The following is a 21,377-nucleotide window of genomic DNA, read 5'->3' as shown; positions in this document are numbered from 1 at the left end:
ACTGGCAAACACGCTCCGGTATTACAAACTCATTCAACTCGTTTATTAAGATGAAAAATCCCTATTAAATGACAAATATGGCTTAATTCAGCCTGCATGGCATAAGGAGAAATTTCTTGCCACAATACAGTATTCCACCCGTTTTTCTCAGCATAATACTGGTAATTATGGCTATAGCTGAAATTTCCCCTCGGAAAAGACCCCTCTAGCTGCAGAGGATTACACGTCTGAAAGGCGGGTTCGCCAACAAAAATTTCTGCTTCTTTACTGCCAAGCGATAAAAATATTCGTTTAAACATAAGATCTAAATGCTCAGGATAAACATATTGAGCTGACCCTGAAGAAAGTATTATCACTTTATTTGTACTAGCATATTGCACCAAAACATGCAGATTATCAGCTGAAACAGTGCAAAAACTCATATTTGCCATCTTCAGAGATTGTGCTGCATAATTTACAATATCATCAAATATGTCTGTATAAATAAACTTGTGATTGGGGTTTTCTCTAGCGAGCCATGCAATTTCTCTTCCAGAGGAAGCACCGAGCTGGATGACCGTAACAGAATCCGCTTCAACTTTTAGCTTGTCGTTCAGGAGCGCCAGGTGTGGCCATGCTTCAGAGAGGGCAAGAGAGCCGATGCGACAACTACAGTCTCCAGGAAAGTTATCAACGTTCGCGTGATATTCTTTGGCCCAATCGACCCCGATTGCCCCACCCATCAGAGCTTCTTGAAATACGGATCGTAGCCCAATAGGCATTTTGTAATAGTTAGACCAAAAAACAGATCTGACAATTCGTGCCGTAATCGTGTTTTTACCTGCAAATTCGCCGTGAAAACAATTTCTTTTGACAGCAGAGATAAAAAAATTTGACAGTAAAAAACCTCGAGGAATTAACTCCTTAACAACTCTTTTCGCAGACTTTAAAAACATTGCCATTAAAGACCTTCACAGTTGCTAAAGTACTAATTTTTATGCCGCTCAAATTAGACATTCAAGGTTCACCTTCAACCTCTAAAAAGGGTAGCTCAAGACCTCTGTAACGTAGGTGGAGTCGATGGCGTCGAGTACATATGCGCGTTCATTGCCCATAAATACGGGCGCATGCAAAGAGATGCGATGGCGCGAATTACAAATACGCCGGATGGTCTCAATGACGGATGAAAATGATTGCATGAGAATCTACCGGGTTAGAAAGATGTCCTTGCTGCCTGCAGGAAGCCTGCTAAGCATCCTCGCCATGAGTATTTAAAAACATCTCGTACTCCGGCAGCACCTTCTCTGGAGAACCATACTTCCGGACCTTTCCGGCGTCCAGCCAATACAGATGGTCGCAGCCCTGCACGGTGGAGAGCCTGTGCGCCACCACAACGATGGTCAGATTTTCCCGCAAACTGAGTATGGTACTCTGAATAGCCGCTTCAGCGGCGCCGTCGAGGGCGCTGGTGGCTTCGTCAAGAAGCAGGATATCCGGTGCGCCATAAAGGGCTCTGGCAATGGCAATACGCTGCACCTGCCCGCCAGACAGGCGCATGCCGCGATCCCCCAGTTCCGTATGGATGTCTTCGGGCAAGGAGTCCAGAAAATCCATAGCCGCCATGCGGCAACACTCCCGCACGCGCTCTTCGTCAGGGGCGCTGCCCCAGGAGCAAAAGGCTACATTTTCAGCCAGCGAAGCGTCAATGATATAGGGATTCTGCGGCACATAGCCTATTTTCAAAAATCCTGGGCCAGACTTCACTTCCTTGCCGTCCACCAGCAGCGTCCCCTGCCGGGGTTCCAGCAAGCCCGTCAGCACGCCCACTACGGTGCTTTTCCCCGCACCGGAAAGTCCAACAAGTCCCACCATGCTGCCCTTGCCGATGGTCAGGCTGACGCCGTCCAGAGAATCCTCCTGCGCCTGAGGATAGCGAAAAGATATCTCGCGCAGCTCCAGACTCTGGGCAAAAGGCGTGTGCGTCACATGGGCGACTATCTGCGGGGAAGAAAGGTCACTGGCGAGCAGCGTCTGCACGGGGCTGAAGTAGGTTTTAAGTTGCAGCACGCCGCCTACAATCTTGTTTAATGCTGGCAGCATGCGCCAGCAAATTGCCGCCATGAGGGTCAGCGTTCCAGTAATGCTGGCAACGCTTTCGCTGCGTGTTGCCATAAGAATAACCGCCAGAAAAAGCAGCGTCATGCCTGTTGTTTCAAGAAACCACAACGGCATGGCAGGGAACAGGTTCTGGCGGGCATTGGCTTTGGCTGTGGCCGTGGCGTAAGAAGAATAATGCGTGCCAAATGAGGCCTGCTGGCCGTAAATCTGCACCTCCCGAATGCCGTGCAGCGCAGAGAGTGCCACACGCCCAGCGCCAACCCCAAGCTCTGCCGCCTGCTCACCCGCTTCCAGCGCCTTGCGTTGCGCGGCCTTATACACCAGCAAGGCGACGCTGGCCGCCACGCCGTACAGCAGCAGCGCCACCAGGGGGGCCATGACAAACGCACCTACCATGAGAAAAAGCATGATCCCGACCTGACTGGCCACTTGCAGGCCGCCGAGAAGAAAACTTGCCACATAGGCCCGCCATGTAAGGTGGACACTGAGGTCTGCCGGATTGCGCTGCGTATGCCACACATACGCAGCGCCCAGATAGGCGTCAAAAACCTGCACGCCTATATCCCAGCCCACATACTGTGAAACCAGGCCTTGCCAATAGGTCATGGTGGCCGTGAGGATATTTTTAAGCGCTGTGGCCACGCATACCAGGCCAAGCACAAGTATGAGCATGCGGATGCTCTGCGGAATATCCACGCCAAAGCTGGGCAGCAACTGAAAAAGCTTCCAGAGCGGCCCAACTTTTTCCAGCCCCTCCGGAGCGGCCAAGGCCACGCCCAGCAGAGAAATGGTTCCCGCCAGCCCCAATTCCACAAAGCCCATACAAAACATCCCCAACGTCAGCCAAATAAACTGTTTCTGGCGCTGCGGGGACAGCATGGTATAAATCTTACGAAGTACAACTAACACGAGCACCTTCAAAAGATACGTGGGAACATGCCTGCAAGCGAACACACTGACGTAGCGCAGCAAATTCAAGCAATTGCGATTTAATAGTAAATCGCGACCTATTTAATTAGCCATATTTATGATAAATATCAAGCGGCGAATACCCATTCCAATAGCAGAGAACACCTATTAACTACATATGAATATTAAAAAATTGTTTTCCGCTGTTACTCAGACGGTAGTAACAGCGGTGGACTGTTTGGCAGAAGCCTCTTGCCGGAGATTTCGAACTGCGCCCCACGCCCGCAGAACGCTCTGGCGTTTAGAGGAGTTATCGCCTATATGGACGGCAGGGGCACAGCCACGGGCCTGGCAATTGCGTACAATGAGCCACACCAGCATTGTACGTTGGCGCCGCCACCGCTATGTTTCGTCTAAAATAAAGACACTGCGCGCCGTTGTCGCGCCTGTTTGGAGAGCAACCATGTGCGGCATTTACGGCTGGATACCTTCGCAGCAATTTCAAGATTGTGATGCCCACAAGGTATCATTAACGCTGAAAGACAAAATGCGCCATCGCGGCCCCAATGACGCAGGATTTGTCATATTTTCCACGCAGGCCCACAAGGCCGAACAAACCGAACGCACCTATACCCGGCAAGAACCGTTTCGCCTGCTGCTGGGGCAGACGCGCCTGTCCATCCTTGACCTTTCACCAACTGGGCACCAGCCCATGCGCTCGCCAGACGGGCGGTACACCATCACCTATAACGGCGAGGTGTACAATTACCGCGAACTGCGTGAAGAACTGCGCGCTGCGGGGGTAGCCTTTTATTCCGGAACTGACACGGAAGTGGTGCTGCAAGCCTTGATCCACTGGGGAAAGGATGCCTTGAGCAGGTTTTCGGGCATGTTTGCCCTTGCGCTGTTTGATGCCCGCGAAAACACCCTTTTCTGCGCCCGCGATTTTTTTGGCATCAAACCTTTTTTCTGGCACAGCGACGCAGCAGGCTTTTGCTTTGCCTCCGAGTTGCCCGCGCTTTTATGTTTTCCCGGCGTCTCGCGCAAGGTTGATCCTGTTTCCGCATATCAGTATCTGTGCTACGGGCAATACGATGTGGGGGCAGCCACCATGCTGGCAAGCGTGTACTCCCTGCCGCCCGCCCACTGCTGCACCATCCGCCTGAACTCGCCGGAATCCGTCAATATTGAGAGGTACTGGCTGCCTGAGGTCAGCACAAGGTCAAAGCTCAGCTTTGACGACGCCGCCACGCAACTGCGACAGCTCTTTCTCGATTCTGTCCGCCTGCATCTGCGCAGCGACGTGCCTTTGGGAACAGCCCTGTCCGGCGGCATTGACTCCTCTGCCGTCACCTGCGCCGTTCGGCATCTGGAGCCTGACGCCAAGCTGCATACCTTCAGCTTTATCGCGCCGGGCAGCGATATTTCCGAGGCCCACTGGGCCAACATGGTTTCCCGCCACACTGATACCGTCCACCACACGGTTACGGTAGAACCGCAAGAGCTGCGCAAGGATATGGACGCGCTTCTGCTGGCGCAAGGCGAACCCTTTGGTTCTACCTCCATCTATGCCCAGTACCGGGTTTTTCAGCTTGCCAGAGAATGTGGCATCACCGTGACCCTTGACGGTCAGGGCGCTGACGAACTACTGGCCGGGTATCACGGCTACCCCGGCCCCCGGCTTGCCTCCCTGCTCCGCGCTGGCGACCTCAGCGGCGCATACAGTTTTTTGCGGGCCAGCCATCAGTGGCCCGGACGCACCTGGAGCTACCTTGTCAGCCAGGGCGTGCGCGAATTTGTGCCAGAATGGCTCACGCCGCTGGCCTTGCGCTGTGTTGGCCGCTCCACCGCACCCGCGTGGCTTGATACCGAACAACTGCGCCAGGAGGGTGTGCGCCTGCTGCGCCAAAACACGCGCCGCCAGCTTTACCCCACGCCCCACTGCCTCAAGCAGACCCTGGCCTATCAGCTGACCTGGAACGGCCTGCCGCAGCTTTTGCGCCACGGCGACCGCAATGCCATGACCCATTCCATCGAGAGCCGGGTTCCTTTTCTTACCAGAGAAATAGCCGAGTTCTGCATGTCGCAGCCTGAGGAATATCTGGTTGATATGCAAGGTTGCAGCAAAAGCATCTTCCGCAGGGCCATGCGCGGCCTCGTACCGGACGCTGTGCTTGACCGGAAGGACAAAGTCGGTTTTGCCACGCCGGAATGGCAGTGGATCAACGCCCTTTCGGACTGGGTTGAAACCACGCTTGCCGATGCCAGCTCCGTGCCGTTTTTACGCATGGATGCGGCCCGCCAGGAGTGGCGCGCCATCCGCGACGGGCGCAAGCCGTTTGACTGGCGGGTATGGCGCTGGCTGTGCTATGTCAGGTGGATTCAGCTTTTGGACATCAGACACTAGACTGACGGATTACCATTGCGCGCTGCAGCAAGGCGGCAGGGGCATACCGCTCCACAGCCAGCTTTTAAATGCTTTCAGAATCCGGGCTTGCGCGGCCTGAATGCCTGCGGCATACTACTTGACCCTATGGCTTGTGTGGATTTACGCTTACTTGCTAATGCGGCAACCTTGATGATTACTGATTTCGGTGGTCTGCAAAGCAAGCCTGTTACATCCGTCAATACACGGCGGCCGTTTGCCGGATGCTCGGTTACGCCTTGGTTCAGATAAGGAGTTGCTCATGTTTCCTACCATCACAGGCAGAAAGATTAAAAACGCCATTGTCGGCTGCGGGCGCATCTCAAAAAATCACTTTGGCTCCATTGAAGTGCACAGCGACAACATGGAACTGGCCGCCATTTGCGACAACAATCACGAAGTTCTGGCAGCCCATGCCGCGCAATACAATGTGCCCGCCTACAAAAGCCTGACCGAGCTTCTTGCGCAATCTGACTGCGACATAGTGACCATCTGCACGCCCAGCGGCCTGCACCCGCAAATGGTCATCGAAGCCGCCAAGGCCGGCAAGCACATCATGACTGAAAAGCCCATGGCCACCCGCTGGCAGGACGGTATGGACATGATCCACGCCTGCGATCATGCCAGGCGCAGGCTGTTTGTCATCAAGCAGAACCGACGCAACGCCACCTTGCAGCTGCTCAAACGCGCCATTGACGAAAAACGCTTTGGCAGAATCTATATGGTGCATCTCAACGTGTTCTGGACGCGCCCCCAAGCCTATTACGACTCGGCCAAATGGCGCGGCACCTGGGAAATGGACGGCGGGGCTTTCATGAATCAGGCCAGCCATTACGTTGACCTGCTTGAATGGCTCATTGGCCCCATTGCCGATGTTCAGGCCATGATGGGTACGCTTGCCCGCGACATCGAGGTTGAAGACACTGGTGTACTCAACGTGCGCTGGCGCAACGGTGCCCTAGGCTCTATGGCCGTGACCATGCTCACCTATCCCAAAAACCTTGAAGGCTCCATCACCATTATCGGCGAAAAGGGCACAGTGCGAGTAGGCGGCGTGGCTGTTAATGAAATACAGCTGTGGGACTTTGCCGAAGCAAAAGATTATGACGCCGATGTCAGAAATGCCAGTTATTCCACCACATCCGTGTACGGCTTTGGGCATCCGCTCTACTACAGGAATGTTATCGAGGTGCTGCGCGGCGAGGCGGAGCCCGAAACCGATGGCCGCGAGGGCTTGAAATCTCTGGAAGTGCTTATCGCGGCATACCGCAGCGCGCGCGACCACAGAACCATTTCACTGCCGTTGGAATACTAAAAGCAGGCGGGCAAGCATGCAATTCATCGACCTTACGGCCCAACAGGCCCGCATACGCCAGAATATAGACCTCCGCATCAAGGCCGTGCTGGATCACGGCAAATACATCATGGGGCCGGAAATCAAAGAGCTGGAAGATCTGCTCTGTTCTTTCACCGGGGCAAAGCACTGCATCACCTGCGCCTCTGGCACAGACGCCCTGCTTATGCCGCTTATGGCCTGGGGAATAAAGGAAGGGGACGCGGTCTTTATGCCTCCCTTTACCTTTTTTGCCACAGCCGAAGAGCCCTCCTTATTGGGAGCCACCCCCGTCTTTGTGGACATAGACCCCATCACATTCAATATGCGCCCTGATTTGCTTGAAAAAGCTATTGAGGCCATACAAAAAAGTGATCCGTCCATTTACCCTGTCCCCGAGGCGGCCCTCAAGCGCCCCCTGACCCCTCGTGCCGTCATTCCCGTAGATATTTTCGGGCAGGCGGCCGACTATGAGTCCATTATGCCCATTGCGCGCGCGCATGGGCTTATGGTGCTGGAGGATGCCGCTCAGGCATTTGGCGGAAGCCGTCACGGCAAAAAAACCTGCGCTCTGGGGTGCCATGCCTCGGCCACCAGCTTTTTTCCGGCCAAGCCTTTGGGCTGCTACGGCGATGGCGGGGCAGTTTTTACTGATGACGATGACTTGGCCGAACTTTTGCGCTCCATCCGGATACACGGCAAGGGCCAAGACAAGTATGACAATGTCCGTCTGGGGCTCAACGGACGCCTGGACACCTTGCAGGCCGCTATCTTATTGGCAAAAATGAAAATTTTTCCTGACGAAATTGCGGCGCGCCAGCAGGTTGCGGCATGGTATTCCAAATATCTGCAAGGCATTCCCGGCCTGACTGCTCCTTGCGTTGAGGAAGGCAACGTCAGCGCCTGGGCACAGTACTGCATCATGCTTCCTGAGGGCCGCCGTGACGCTGTGGCCGCACACCTCAAGCAGCAGAGCGTGCCCACCAACATTTACTACCCCAAGCCGCAGCATTGCCTGGCCGTGTTTGCCGACCTGGGCTACACGCCCCAGAGCATGCCCGCCGCTCTTTACGCCTCACGCAATATTCTGGCTTTGCCTTTTCACCCATATATGGACGAGGCCTCTGTTTGGCAGGTGGCTGACGCTGTTGCAAAGGCGCTGTCATGAGCGGAAAAACATACTTTGCCCATGAGACAGCCTGCATTGACGACGCTGTAACCATTGGCACTAACACAAAAATATGGCATTTCTCGCATATCATGTCAGGCTCGGCCATCGGGGCTGACTGCAACGTGGGGCAGAATGTCGTTATCGGCCCTGATGTTGCAATCGGCAACGGCTGTAAAATCCAGAATAATGTCAGCGTCTACAAGGGCGTTACCCTGGAAGATGATGTTTTTTGCGGCCCAAGCATGGTTTTTACAAATGTGTTTAATCCCCGTGCCAATATCCGTCGGATGGACGAGGCCAGGCCTACACGCATCAAAAAAGGTGCGAGCCTGGGGGCCAATTCTACCATCGTTTGCGGCACCACCATTGGTTGCTATGCCTTTGTGGGGGCGGGGGCCGTGGTAACGCGTGATGTTCCCGACCATGCTCTGGTATTCGGCAATCCGGCCAGGCTCAAAGGCTGGGTTTGCCGCTGCGGCGAAAAACTGAACACCGATCTCGCCTGTCCGGCCTGTGGCGAAAAATATATTCGCATTGACGCTGGCTTGAAGTTGGCCGACTAGCCACCCATACCTCATGAACATTGTTCTACTCAGCAACCACTGGTATCCATCGCCGCGCAAGGCCGGGTTCCACCATCTGGCCAATGCCTGGCATGCCCAGGGACATAACATCACATTCGCCACTGTGGGATTTTCCTGGTTATCCTACGCCCGGCGCGACTTCCGTACGCGCTATTCCGGCATCTGGCAGGCACGCAACAGCATGCAGTCCATTGCCCCAGGCCTGGACTCCTACGTTCACTTCACTCCCACGCATCCCCACTCGGCACTGTTTGCCCAGGTAGACCGCCTGCTTGCCGCCCGCATGGACAGATATGACCGTTATCCATTGGGCCAGTTACAGTCGCGTATACAGGAAGCTGATGCCGTGGTGTACGAGAGCAACGCGTCCCTGTTTCTAACCAGACTGTGCCGCTCGCTTGCGCCCCAGGCACGACATATCTACCGGGTGTCTGACGACATCCGCACCATGCGCTCAACCCCGTTGCGTATGGTGACTCTGGAGCAGGAACTGGCGCCGGGTTTCTCGCTCATAAGTGTCCCCTGCGCCCCCCTGGCAGAAAAATTTCCCAACCCGTCCACTGTGCGCATCCAGCCTCACGGCATTGACAAAAGCTCTTTTGACGCCTGTTCTGATAATCCTTTTGCCCCCGGCACAGCTAATGCCGTTTTTTGCGGTTTGGGCTTCTATGATGTAGAGGCCGTCCACCGCATGGCAGAACAATGCCAGAATGTGGACTTTCATATATTGGGAATCGTCCGCCCTGGAAAAAATATACCTGCCAACGTGCAATACTACGGTGAAATTCCGTTTAAAGAGACTATTCCCTTTATCAAGTTCGCCAGTTCCGGCCTGTATACCCTGCGTCCCTCATCCCGCCCCATGCAGGCTTATACCGATTCGCTGAAAATCATGCAGTACAGATACTGCGGGCTGCCAATAGTATCACCCGACTTTATTGACCTGCATCGTGCTGGAGTTTTTTACTATACGCCCGGCGATGCTTCCTCCTGCCGCACCGCGCTGCAAAACGCCTTGGCCCACGGCCACGACGCCAGCTTTGCTTTGGAGGTGCGCACGTGGGCAGAAGTTGCGAAAGAAATTCTCCAGATGTAACAGAGGAAAAGGCTTCGACTCCCTTCATCTCCTCAAAAATGAAGGGGAGGGAAGAGTGGAGAAAAAACAGCCGCGCTGGCAGGATTTCTACGATATCATCATTTCGCTTTACGCCCGTGGCATCAGTGTGTGTAAAGTTCAACAGCACCTGAATGATCTGTACCATACCGAGGTTTATCTGACGCTGATTAGTGCTGTAACAGGCGAAGTAGATAATCGGCCCTTAAAAAATGTTTTCAGTTAACTGCAAGCATGCGTTTGTTTTTGCATTGAATTCTCGTGCAAAGCGTAAACATGATAAAATCAGACCAGCGACCACGGCGCTCATCCATTTCGTGCAGTTAAAGGTGGCTGAGACAGGCTGGAAAAAACGGTCGGACCTGCTTTCGGAAAATCTGGTGCTGTCCGTGGTCATGAAGACCGATTAGCCGATTAGGACCGAAAGCGCGGATTCCCTATACTGGCGGGGCAATATCGCCTGATGCCGAATATACGTGTGCATCCGATTTGTTTTTTTCATGAAGAAAGACCTTATCTCCTGGGCGAGGCCATATACGGACAGCAAGAGGTAAAAGTCAGTGATTGTTCTCCACGCCGCGCAGACGGAGATGGGATTTCTGCTTTGGGGCGAAAGTTCGCCAGCCTCTTCTACGTCTTCCGTACCTTCTTCTTCTTCTTCTTCTTCTGCTGCTTCTGCTGCCTCGGAGAACACAGCCCCGGCAATCGTCCTGAAACGTGCAGCAAAAACAAAAACCGCAAGTCCCGCCCATTCTCCCTTTGACGCTGGGCAGGCCGCTCTTGACGCCGCTCTGGTCGAACACTTCGGCCTTTCGCCGGGCGTTGCAAGCCCGCTTGAGGCCACCGCCTGGCTGCCGTCCTCAAAATCCGGTCCTGTGCCGTCGAGTCGGCTCCTTCACGATGCCGAAAAAGCCGAAGCTTCACTCCGCCTGCGTCCCTGGCGCGTTGCAGCCACACGGCTCAATAGCCAGGAAGCCGTAATTGCTCTGGCAAATTGCATAGGCAAGCAAACTCTCGCCCGTGGTGTTCTTTTGGGGAATGACCTTGCCTATTGGGCTGAAATGCTCAGGTATGCCGGGGCGCTTGTTGCCAGACAGCACTACCTGCCCGGCGTACGGATGGTCGGCGGTCATTGCCACTCCGTATGGGAACCGGTGATTACCGCGGAGGAACAGCCACGCTTCGCTGCCTTTGCCGCCGCCATGCCCCCATCGGCCAGGGCCTTGACCAAGGCTGACGGCAAAGCACCGCCTTCCACCGCCGCCGCTTCTGTTCTGCGCGCTTTTCTGACGGACATGGTTGACGCACTTGTCCGCTCCGCCATGCCGCAAACGACGTCAAGTAAAAAGGGTCAAGGCGCCACTTCCGCCACTTCACGAATATTACGAGCATCACGGGCGCACCCCGTAGTGGATAGCGTACATGACGCATGGCTGGCCGCCCTGCGCTCGCCAGATGGGCGCATAGATTGGCTGAAGAAAGATGTAACAGATCTAAAAAATACCCTTACTCGCTGGAAACGCCCCATAACGGTGTTATCCAAATCCCCGGTGCGACTCTGCTTCAGGCTTGAAGAACCCACAAATGACGACGCGCCTTTGAACCATGCTCTTCCTGCCCTTCCGGCGGGGGACGATTCTGCCTGGCGGGTTTCCTATCTTCTGCATCCGCACGATGACCACAGCCTCCTGCTCCCCATACAGGACCTCTGGTCTGGTCCCAAAAAGCGTGCCTCGGTATTGAAGCACCTGGGTGCAGATGCCAGAGAGTATGTGCTCTCTGCGCTCGGCCAGGCTTCCGGCATTGCGCCGGAGATTGCGGCCAGCCTCAAGGATGCCGCCCCCCAAGGCTACAGTCTGGACGTTCAGGGCGCACACCGTTTTCTGACACATACCTCTCTTGCTCTGGGCCAGGCCGGATTCGGGGTCATGCTGCCTGCATGGTGGACCAGCAAAGGCGCGAAGCTCCGGCCAGTCATTCAGGCCAGGGTGGCAGCCCCCAAACTCCGCTCTTCAAGCGGTCTTTCCCTTGATACCATTGTGGAATTCGACTGGCAGGCTTCTCTTGGTGGAGCGCCCATAACGCATAAAGACCTTCTGGCTCTGGCCCGGCTCAAGGTTCCTCTGGTGCAGGTGCGGGGACAGTGGGTGGAGGTCAATGCACAGGAAATTCTGGCCGCTGCCGATTTCTGGAAGAAAAACAGCAAAAATACCGCCCCGGCCCGGGATATTCTCCGCATGGCCCTTGGCGGTGAGGACGCCCCCCACGGCTTTGCCTTTGGCGGTGTGCAGAGTGCGGGCTGGCTCAGCGAGTTGCTCGACCAATTGGAGGGCCGCACGGTCTGCGCGGAGTTGCCGCCCCCGGCCGAGTTTGGCGGAACCCTGCGGCCCTATCAGGCGCGGGGCTTTTCCTGGCTCGCCTTTTTGCAGCAATGGGGCCTTGGGGCCTGCCTTGCCGATGACATGGGTCTGGGAAAAACCATCCAGACTCTGGCCCTGCTGCAAAGATTATGGTCTTCCGGCAAAAAGATGCCCAGCCTGCTCATCTGCCCCACATCGGTGGTCAACAACTGGGCCAGAGAAGCGGGAAAATTCACCCCCGAACTGCCGATCATGATCCATCACGGGCTTGACCGCAAGAAAGGAGCAGCCTTCCGGCGGCTCGCGTCCTCGCAGGCGCTGGTCATTTCAAGCTACGGCCTTCTCCAGCGGGATATGGCGGTACTGAAAGATATTTCCTGGGCCGGCGTTATTCTGGATGAAGCGCAAAACATCAAAAACCCCGAAACAAAACAGGCCAAAGCCGCTCGGGCCATCCCGGCGGCGTACCGCATAGCCCTGACAGGAACGCCGGTGGAAAACAATGTCGGCGACCTGTGGTCTCTTATGGATTTTCTCAATCCGGGTTTTCTGGGCAGCCAGCAAGAGTTTCGCAAGCGTTTTTTCATACCCATCCAGACCGGACGCGATCCCGAGGCTGCCACAAGGCTGAAGCGCCTTACCGCGCCCTTCCTCCTGCGTCGCCTTAAAACAGACACGTCCATTATTTCCGACCTCCCCGACAAGGTGGAAATGAAGGAATTTTGCCCGCTGACCAAGGAGCAGGCATCGCTGTATGCCGCTGTGCTTGAAGACCTGAACCGTACATTATACGAGGTGGACGGCATACAGCGCAAGGGCATTATTCTTGCGACCCTGTCCCGGCTCAAGCAGGTATGCAATCACCCCGCTCACTTCCTTGGCGACAACTCGGCCATAGACGGACGCTCGGGCAAGCTTGCCCGCCTCACTGAAATGCTGGAAGAGATTTTGCCCGTGGGCGACAAGGCCCTGGTATTCACCCAGTTCAAAGAGATGGGCCATATACTCAAAGCGCATTTGCAGGACACCCTCGGCAGGGAGGTGCTTTTTCTGCACGGCGGCGTAGCACGAAAGGCGCGCGACCGGATGATTGAGCGCTTTCAGGGCGATGCCCAGGCCCCTCCGATTTTTATTCTTTCGCTCAAAGCTGGCTCTACGGGGCTTAACCTCACTGCGGCCAATCATGTGTTTCATTATGACAGATGGTGGAACCCGGCAGTGGAAAATCAGGCCACGGACCGCGCCTTCAGAATCGGCCAGCACCACAATGTTCTTGTGCATAAATTTGTCTGTAGCGGTACGCTGGAAGAAAAGATTGATGCCATGATTGAGCGCAAGAAAGAAATTTCCGATGCAGTGGTGGGTGTTGGCGAGGCCTGGTTGACAGAACTGTCCAACCAGGAACTTCGAGATTTATTCGCCTTGCGGAAAAACGCCCTGGAGGAGTAAGCATGGCCTGGTATCGTGAATATGGCGGCTTTCCCCCATCGCAAGCCCGCGAGGTCAAGGGGGGCATCAAGTCCCAGAGTCGGCGCGGCGGCTTTGGCCAAAACTGGTGGGCCAAGCGCTGGGTTGAACTTATTGAAAGCTTCGGGCTGGGCGCACGGCTGACCCGTGGGCGCGCGTATGCCCGCAAAGGGCAGGTCGTGTCCATCCAAATGGAAAAAGGCTGCATTTCCGCAAAAGTGCAAGGCTCACGGGCCAAGCCGTACACTGTCACCATGCGGGTCAAACCTCTGGAGGCTGACGCGTGGGGCACCATCGGCCATGCACTGCGCAAGGAGGCCCTTTTCTCCGCCGCCCTCTTGTCGGGACAGATGCCGCAACAGATTGAAGAAATTTTCAAAAAGGCCAAGCTGTCGCTTTTTCCTGCAAAGAAGGATGATTTTACAACCGACTGCTCGTGCCCTGACGGGTCAAATCCGTGCAAGCATATCGCAGCTGTGTACTACCTTGTGGCAGAGGAGTTTGACCGGGATCCCTTTTTGCTGTTCAAGCTTCGGGGCATTGAGCGGGAGGCCCTTCTGGAACTGCTGGGTACTGGCGCGAATGATGCCGAAGCCGACCCGGATGACAGACAGGAAGAGGCTGAACCGCTCCCCTGCGATCCTGCACAGTTTTGGGGCCACTGTGCAACGCCGATTGAACTTGGAGCGGTTATGCTTCCCGCTGTTGCCGCCGCCCTGCCCCGGCGGCTTGGCGGAATCCCTTTTTGGCGGGGAAATGAAGAATTTATGGGCACAATGGTGGACGTGTACGGGGCAGCAAGTGATGTGGGCCTCAACTGCACCATAGGCTGCAACATCGTGGGGAAAACTACAACACAAGCGGAGTAGGTTCTTCTCACCCGGTAACGACGATTTTGATAACGGCAGGGTTTTCAAGATGTTTTTTAGGCGTGACCACGTTGCACAACAAAAACGAATTTCGCACAAACGTTGCTGTGCGGAATCCTGTCTCAATACCCCACAATTTCCAACATTTTCAGGCATCGCACAAACGCACAGGCGCACAACCCAAATACTATTCTTGCTCTTTTTGGCAAAATTGGAGCATCAACCTCCCTCGGTCAAAAATTGTTTGGGGCCGTTCCCACTTCATGGCCTTCAAAAAATTCAGGAATGGTTGTTTCGGGTTCAGGGCCTTCTACCAAATGACAAAACAGGCCCGAAGAATAGAGGGTGCTGTACAGATACGCATCAATTTTTCTGGCAAAAGATGGAGTCTATGAACGGCACAAGATCCATGCCCTGTAATGCCCTCATTTTTGCTCCCCTTCGTTGTTCCGTATAAAAAACTGCTGTGCGGCTGTGCGTTTGTGCGAAGGTTCAAAACACCAAGAAATTACTGGTGTTTTATACAAAGAATCGCACAAACGCTTTTGTGCGCCGCACAGCTTAAAAGTCACAATCACAGGCTTTGGATTCTCTTACTACATTCATGTGCCGCTCTTCCAGGTCTCCACGGCCTTCCCATGCGGAAGGGATGAATCCATAGCCACGTACGTTCCGCCCTTTGATACACTTCGTTTCCGTAAGATTTCCCTTGGTGTTCATCAAAAGCCACCCCTGACGCTTCATATGTTCCAGCAACTCATGGCGATTGACTCCTTTGGCGAGGTCGTTGAACGTTGGGCTTGTCATGAATAACCGCAGGTCACCCTTGTCCTCCCATCGATAGCCAGCCAGATCGCGCATACTCTCACCCAGGCCATCCACATCCGCAAAACGGCTTCTGCCGTAGCGCGCAAAGAAATCCTTAAAGCGATCAAGAGCTTTCATGATTTCCAGATTGCCAACACCGCCGCGTTCGTCAAGCCAGACGTTGAACCATTCCACAACGGCATCACTTGATTCTTCCGGTGTCCAAGGCAGGATGCCGGTCTTTGCAGCGAACATACCGGCCGCAGCAATCAGCCCGAACTTGAGAACCACACGCCGGACCTGCCCGCAGGCTTCCTCTGGGCAATATTTTTTCATGAACATGCTGACATTATTGTTTATTTCATCTATATTCATGTCCAGATCATGTTCCCCAGTACCACACAAAACCTTCAAAAAAGCACGCAGCGGTGTACCATAGTAGGTTCGGGAAGCACTTTTAAGATGTTCACTCAATGCCGCTGGATTTTTGAAGCCATGCAAAGTGCTATAGGCATTTTTACCTGTGCCGCCATCAATGGGCAGATTTATCACACGTACATTCTGCCCGGCCGTTGCACGGTATTTGCCCGTCTCCTCTATTTTGTCTTCTATGCGCAACTCGCCAGTGGAAAAGAAGTTGAGAAGCCATTGATGGGCCTTACGCTGTGTGGCATCGCTCCGCATGCGCTCCTTGCCTTGGCCGTTGGGCAACATATATGTGACCTGAGTCACCGTTTCTGCTGTGGCTTGGCCAATCTCATCGAGAACCAGCAGGCAGTCATTATGCTGGGCCGCGATATGCTCAAGGGCATTGTGCGTGCTGCGCCACTGGCGGATAAACCCTTTACCGTCATTGCCGCCGCAGAGGCTGCCAGCCAACAGGGCCAACGTTGTTTTGCCGGTGGAAGATGGCCCGAACAAATGCAATCCACCGCCTTCCATTTCGCAAGGGCGCAAAAGCGGTCCTGTCAGGGCAAAGGCTACAACCAGCATGAGTAAGGTGTTGCCCTGGCAATAGCGGCCCACATGCTCATGCCACTGCTCCAGTTCGCCTGCATGGTTGAACAGGCCGTGTTCCTGCGTGTAATGAATTTCTTCATTTTCTCCTCCGCCAAAAATATTATCCGGCAAGACATAACACCTGTCGTGCCAGCCCAGGCGCTCAACATTGGTGAAAATTTTGTCGGAACCCGCAAAACGCAAATACTCCATAACGAATTTTTCCGTTCGCCCGCTTGCCAACTCAAGACCATGCTCACAAAGCCGTCCAAGAACGACATCGCCGCGCCCCACACATTCCTTCATGGTGATGGTCAGTTTTTGTTCTTTGCCATCTGGCGTCAGCAGTTTCACCAGCCTTGCCCAGCCCGTGCCGTCCGTATTACGCATCTTGCCAAGAACTTTTAAAGGGCTACACACTTTGACACTGTCGCCCTCCATCATGCCACGGGATGGTGAATAGTACAGGCCATCCTTTTGGGAACTGAAGGATTCTGTGGCGACCACAACATCACTCAGGCGCTTGCGTTCAAGGTCAAGCGGGCTACGCACCTTGCAGCGAGGGTTGCACTGAAAAAATTCCTGAATATCCTCACAGTTGGCCGGATATCCCTTATTCAGAGCATGCAGAAATTTGGCTCGAGTTTTTTGTGCCGAGTATCCCGGGTGGGGATGGCTGTATTCCTGCGCCAATTCAAGCCCTTTTTCTCCCAGCGGAGCCAGAACACGCAGCATCAGGAACCATTCCGGCTCACTCAGCGTTGCGGCATTTTCACGGCAATGGCGCATGAAATGGCAATCGTAAAGCCCTTGCAGGTTGAGCTTGCTCTGACTACAAGATTGCAGGTCCAGAAGGGCGTGGTCATAAAGGGCTGTCATCCCCGTCACCTTTGGCGGCAGAGCATGTATGACGCATGTTCTTGCCGACTGGGTCAGTTCCAGTAACGAGTCAATTCCCCATTCAAAGAACTCCTTAACGCTCACCTGCACTTTGTAGCGTCCGTCAGGACGCCTGATATTGGGAGCTCTCAGCAACTTCCCCTTCCCCATGCAATACAGGCTTGTGTCCACAAGGTCGCCGACAGTCTTGCGTCTGAAATCATCGGGCACGGGCTTGCCCAAAGCCAGCAAGCCCAGGTTATGGCAAATTGGATAGTGCTGAAAAATCCGCTCCAGCATTTTCAAATGCAGCTTTGGCAGGTAGGGATGTCCGTTTTCTCCACCAAATACCTCAGCTGGAATACGGATATGGACGCCTTTGCTGCCACTCATGTAGTAGTCGAGCATGGCAGGATCAAAATCATCATACCGGTTGCGCAGGTCCTTAACAAAATCCCTTGCGCCCACAATGGCGAGAAATGGCACTTCCTTACAGTCGATGTCCAGCCAAAGATCGCCGTAGCGCATGGGTTCGGGTTTCCCTTCTTCTGGTTCGTAGGCGAGGCTCATGGTCGTGAATGCCTTGCAGCCCTGTTCAAGCGCCTGAGCACGCGATTCAGGCGAATCTTCTATAAGTGTCCAGGGGCCATGGCCAGGTTCTGGTGTTCCAGCGTAGACAAATTTTTTTGTATTCATGGCAACATCCTTATTATTCAGTCCACTACAGGGTGAGTTATTCCGAAACGGGCAAATACTTGCCGCATAGAATAAGAAAGGGGGCATGAAAAAAATTCATGCCCCTGCGGTTGTTCGTTGCTGGTATTTTTTTGCGGTCAGTTACTGCCGCACATGCTGCTTGAGCCATTGGAGGAAGCTTCGGCGCTCATAGCAGACTTTCTTTCTGATACGAATTTTCACGCTTGGCCCTTCTCCCATGGCGTCAAGATTTGAAAGAGTCTTGGCCCGAATCAAGCCGCCCATCTGCCGGGCAGCCTCCTCCCGGGAAAAGACAGGAGGAAGATTTTTTTCCAATTGCTCAAAAAAGATAGTTTCAGGTCTGGTGTTGCTCATGTTCACAATGCCTCCGTCAAGTTTTGCATACCATATAGGCCTGCAGTGGCCTGATGGGGCACGTTTGATGCAGATTGACGCCACTGAGAGGTCGGCTGGAAAAAACGGACAAGAACCTGCTGCTTTTTCCCCTCACATTACTCGCCCTCCCCTCCCTGACGTAAGTGCGCTCCATCATGACCACAGCAGTCATACTCATGAGCGGCGGCAATCAGGCCCAAGCCGCGCACCAGATGGCGCATCTCTCAACCCGCCATCAGTAAACACCTAAAGTCTTAAATAAAAACTGTGCAATGGCGAATTTTAAACCACATTTCGATCTATTTGCCGAAAAGGTTTACCTAATAGTTGGGCAAAGCCTATAAGCCATCCAGGAGAAGTGCTCCCCCAAAATCGGACAGATGTGATAGCTACTCAACCAGACGAGGAGAACACATATCCAAGCGAAAGAATCATGCCCCGGCTTTCAAGGCCCGAGTGGCTCTGGCGGCCCTCTCCGGCAATAAAACCATCACTGAGCTCAGTTCAGAATTCGGCGTTCATCAGACACTCATCCATAAATGGGTGAAACAGCTCAAGGAGTCGGCAGCGGGCATCTTTGCCGGTGAAATCAAAACTGAAGAGGCCAGAAAAGAAAAACAGCTCCAGATACTTCATGCCAAAATCGGTCAGATCACCGTGGCATCCCATTGCAGCCCGGTCCGGCTCCCAGCGCGGGAAAATAAAGGCAGCTTGACAAAAATGACGCCATCTTATTTTTCTGCCGTACTGTCCCGCTATTGGAGACCAGACATCTAGTTTAACCATTTGATATCACGGTATATAGTAAAATATCATCTTCGGTGTTCGTGGCTTTACTGGTGTAATCCCTGCGTAATACAGGCGAACAAACCCCTCGTTGCCTGGACAATTCCTAGTCAATCCCCGCACATTTCCAGTGAGTAGCAGCCCTAAAAATAGCCCCCCCCAGGATACAAGTACGTATCCCGGGGGATCCTGCCAGAGCGGGGCAATTGCCTATGATGTGGGTATTTGAGTGTAATAAGTACCCTTTCCTTGGCCTTCCCTACTGACTAACCCCAATTCAATAAGCGAATTCAGCAGTTCACGGGTTTTGTCTTCGCCAAAACCGGTTTCACCTTGTACCTCTTCACGCTTGGCAGAGCCTTTTTTCAAGATTTCAAGCACCCGCCGTTGGTCAGGGGAAAGGTCGTGCTCGGCAGGCACTGAGGGAGCTGCGCTCGATACGGGCTGCGAGTCTTCTTTGTTGTTTGCAGCCCCAACTCCAGTTGTAGCAGCACCCATAGGCAATTCAATTTTCTGCCCATCTGCCCCAGTAGCGGCCAGAAACTCCCATTCCGAGTCCCCCAACGGCAGGTGCAGCCAGAAGGTCTTTTTTTCCAGAATGGGTGCTGGCTTACTCACATCGAACCGTAAACCCACAGTCAGACCATCCCGGGCCGCTGCTTTTTGAATGTCCTCGGTACCAAGAGCGTCATTCAATATTTCTGCGCTACTCACCAATCCAATGAATGTTCTGGCAAGAGTGGTGAAGAGATGGCTACCGCGAGCATTCACGCCATGCTGATTCGCCGCTGCATCCTCTGATTTGTGGTGAACAAAAACCACGCAATGGTCATGACGCTGAAGTTTTTTTACCCACTCAAGCACCTCATCAGAAAAATTACCGTAATTCACCTTATCGCCCATCAAGGCACTGAGGTTATCAAAAAAAACAAAACGGCATTCGTTTTTCTGGAGGTAGTTGCTAAGCCCTTCGCGAAATTCAGAATTCTCGAGAGAAAAAGTATCACAAAATTCCGGGAGGTCAGGGGCAAATATGGACAAACCAAAAAAACGTTTACTCTGTTCTTTGGCAAGGCAATGCTGGTCTAGATTTGCACAAAATTCATCATATGGGGTTTCCGCATCAATATAAGCGACATTGCCAGCAGCCACGCCAGCACCAGAAAAAAGCGGCCACATGACATTGCCATTGAGTATGGAGCGGCAAGTCGAGAGAGCAACTTGCGTTTTACCAGCCCCCTTCTTTCCGACAATCATGACATAACTGCCTGGACGCATTGTGTGATAGAGAGTTACGTCAGCCAATTTAAAAGCCTTTGCAGGGGTCAGTGCGGGGTTGGCTGGAGGCAGTGCTTGATTATTTTTTTGCGATGAATCTTTCGTTGAAGGGCTCGATCCGACTTCGACGAGCAACTCTTTAAAATCAGAGAGGGATAGTGCCTTCTTAGTAACTCTATTAAGAAGAGAGGAAGGGGCTAGTTCTTCCCTCAAGTCAACCTCCTGTTCAAGGAAGGTTTGCTTCCAGCCTACCTCAGTCATCACCTCGTCAGACATGCCATCAGCCCTGATAGGCCAAGGGTATATTTTTAGATCACGCGCAATGGATTTAAGCTTTTCGGCAATTCGGTCTGCCTCAAAAAAGCCATCTTCCGAGAACTCCGGGAGCAATATGACCTTTCGCCCCTGAAAACATTTCAAATCAAGAGCATCAATGCCCCCGAAATGTCCGGAAACTATAAAATTACGTTCACCAATTCCAGCTTCACGGCATACCCTCCGAAGATGAAATGCGACAGGCAAAGACATCGGAAAAATAACGTGAGCGTCTGGAAATTTATCAATTGCAACTCTGGAAAAAGCCAATGCTGTTGATGGTGCGCAGCCAATCCCATGAAAATTTTCTATTCTATTTCTTTTTTGAATTGCTTTTTTAGACGCTATCAGGAAAAAACAGTCGTCTTTTGCTGCAGAATAACAACAAATTTTTTGTTCAACCTCCCCACCAAAGTTTTCTTGCTCATCGATACATGAAAGTTTGTATCTTTTATGTCCAACATTAATGTTCTCTGGAATAAAATATGATAAATAGCATGGTTCGTTATTATTGTTCACCCTGTTGTTCTGTGTAATGGGAAACGCATCAAAGCAGTTTTCAGGCTTGATACCCAACCTTTCTCCTAAGATACGTGCTGTTTGGATACGATCCCTGTCGAGTTTCTTCATGGCAAATCCAACGACATCGTCACCGCTAAATCTATCTTGTATTTCCCAACCTATTTTTTGTTCTGGATTCCCGAGTTCCTGAAGAAATTCTTCTTTTTCTGAACTGATCAGACATGTAAAAACCGCATTGATGAGGCCAACAAAAATTTCTGCGTTTTTGTTGTCCTGCAAACATGTTGCAATTGCTGTTTTATCAATCTTTGCGCGCAAGCTCAGAAAACTACGAGAGAGTTTGCTATCGTTAGAATATGACACTTTTACA

Annotated in this window: 15 protein-coding genes; 9 read left to right on the top strand and 6 right to left on the bottom strand. The window is 53.1% G+C overall.

What is annotated here, in order from left to right; translation table 11 throughout:
* Positions 1-29 precede the first annotated feature (29 nt).
* From HNQ38_RS13915 to HNQ38_RS13905, 3 genes are all read right to left on the bottom strand, one after another.
* Positions 30-941: a hypothetical protein gene (locus HNQ38_RS13915; RefSeq protein WP_183722481.1), complete on the bottom strand. Its 912-nt coding sequence runs from the start codon at positions 939-941 to the stop codon at positions 30-32.
* A 75-nt stretch (positions 942-1,016) separates the two neighbouring features.
* Complete coding sequence (locus HNQ38_RS13910) at positions 1,017-1,178, bottom strand: hypothetical protein (RefSeq protein ID WP_183722478.1); 162 nt, start codon at positions 1,176-1,178, stop codon at positions 1,017-1,019.
* 49 nt (positions 1,179-1,227) lie between these two features.
* Positions 1,228-2,919 carry an ABC transporter ATP-binding protein gene (locus HNQ38_RS13905; protein WP_183722475.1) on the bottom strand — a complete coding sequence of 564 codons (1,692 nt, stop codon included), beginning with the start codon at positions 2,917-2,919 and terminating at the stop codon, positions 1,228-1,230.
* 550 nt (positions 2,920-3,469) lie between these two features.
* Between HNQ38_RS13905 and asnB the strand changes: the two genes are divergently transcribed.
* The 8 genes from asnB to HNQ38_RS13865 all read left to right on the top strand — a co-directional run bounded on the left by asnB (position 3,470) and on the right by HNQ38_RS13865 (position 14,329).
* On the top strand, positions 3,470-5,413 hold the full coding sequence (gene asnB / locus HNQ38_RS13900) for an asparagine synthase (glutamine-hydrolyzing) (RefSeq protein ID WP_183722472.1): 1,944 nt from the start codon (positions 3,470-3,472) through the stop codon (positions 5,411-5,413).
* A gap of 280 nt (positions 5,414-5,693) precedes the next feature.
* A complete protein-coding gene (locus HNQ38_RS13895) occupies positions 5,694-6,746 on the top strand; it encodes a Gfo/Idh/MocA family protein (RefSeq protein WP_183722469.1) in 1,053 nt (350 codons plus the stop codon).
* A gap of 16 nt (positions 6,747-6,762) precedes the next feature.
* Entirely contained in the window at positions 6,763-7,932 is a 1,170-nt protein-coding gene (locus tag HNQ38_RS13890; RefSeq protein ID WP_183722466.1) for a DegT/DnrJ/EryC1/StrS family aminotransferase, read from the top strand.
* Positions 7,929-8,498, top strand: coding sequence for an acyltransferase (locus HNQ38_RS13885; protein WP_183722463.1), 570 nt, complete (start codon positions 7,929-7,931; stop codon positions 8,496-8,498). Before HNQ38_RS13890 ends, HNQ38_RS13885 begins: the two co-directional genes overlap by 4 nt.
* A gap of 13 nt (positions 8,499-8,511) precedes the next feature.
* Positions 8,512-9,615 (top strand): GumK N-terminal domain-containing glycosyltransferase, encoded by a 1,104-nt coding sequence (locus HNQ38_RS13880; protein WP_183722460.1) that lies wholly within the window; start codon positions 8,512-8,514, stop codon positions 9,613-9,615.
* A 55-nt stretch (positions 9,616-9,670) separates the two neighbouring features.
* A complete protein-coding gene (locus HNQ38_RS14505) occupies positions 9,671-9,859 on the top strand; it encodes a transposase (protein WP_183722457.1) in 189 nt (62 codons plus the stop codon).
* Positions 9,860-10,223: 364 nt separating this feature from the next.
* Complete coding sequence (locus tag HNQ38_RS13870) at positions 10,224-13,442, top strand: DEAD/DEAH box helicase (RefSeq protein ID WP_183722453.1); 3,219 nt, start codon at positions 10,224-10,226, stop codon at positions 13,440-13,442.
* A gap of 2 nt (positions 13,443-13,444) precedes the next feature.
* Entirely contained in the window at positions 13,445-14,329 is an 885-nt protein-coding gene (locus HNQ38_RS13865; protein ID WP_183722451.1) for an SWIM zinc finger family protein, read from the top strand.
* Between the two features lie 561 nt (positions 14,330-14,890).
* On the opposite strand, the gene HNQ38_RS13860 is transcribed toward HNQ38_RS13865, so the two are convergent.
* Positions 14,891-17,710: a DUF927 domain-containing protein gene (locus HNQ38_RS13860; RefSeq protein ID WP_183722448.1), complete on the bottom strand. Its 2,820-nt coding sequence runs from the start codon at positions 17,708-17,710 to the stop codon at positions 14,891-14,893.
* Positions 17,711-17,851: 141 nt separating this feature from the next.
* Positions 17,852-18,085 (bottom strand): hypothetical protein, encoded by a 234-nt coding sequence (locus HNQ38_RS13855; protein ID WP_183722445.1) that lies wholly within the window; start codon positions 18,083-18,085, stop codon positions 17,852-17,854.
* Between the two features lie 477 nt (positions 18,086-18,562).
* On the opposite strand from HNQ38_RS13855, the gene HNQ38_RS13850 reads away from it, so the two are divergent.
* Positions 18,563-18,883 (top strand): transposase, encoded by a 321-nt coding sequence (locus tag HNQ38_RS13850; protein WP_183722442.1) that lies wholly within the window; start codon positions 18,563-18,565, stop codon positions 18,881-18,883.
* A gap of 219 nt (positions 18,884-19,102) precedes the next feature.
* On the opposite strand, the gene HNQ38_RS14500 is transcribed toward HNQ38_RS13850, so the two are convergent.
* On the bottom strand, positions 19,103-21,370 hold the full coding sequence (locus HNQ38_RS14500) for an AAA family ATPase (RefSeq protein ID WP_183722438.1): 2,268 nt from the start codon (positions 21,368-21,370) through the stop codon (positions 19,103-19,105).
* Between the last annotated feature and the right edge of the window lie 7 nt (positions 21,371-21,377).

Origin of the sequence: Desulfovibrio intestinalis, assembly GCF_014202345.1 — a bacterium.
Classification (GTDB): domain Bacteria; phylum Desulfobacterota; class Desulfovibrionia; order Desulfovibrionales; family Desulfovibrionaceae; genus Desulfovibrio; species Desulfovibrio intestinalis.
The sequence above is the reverse complement of the archived record's forward strand: the minus strand, read 5'-3'. Positions and strand labels throughout refer to the sequence as shown.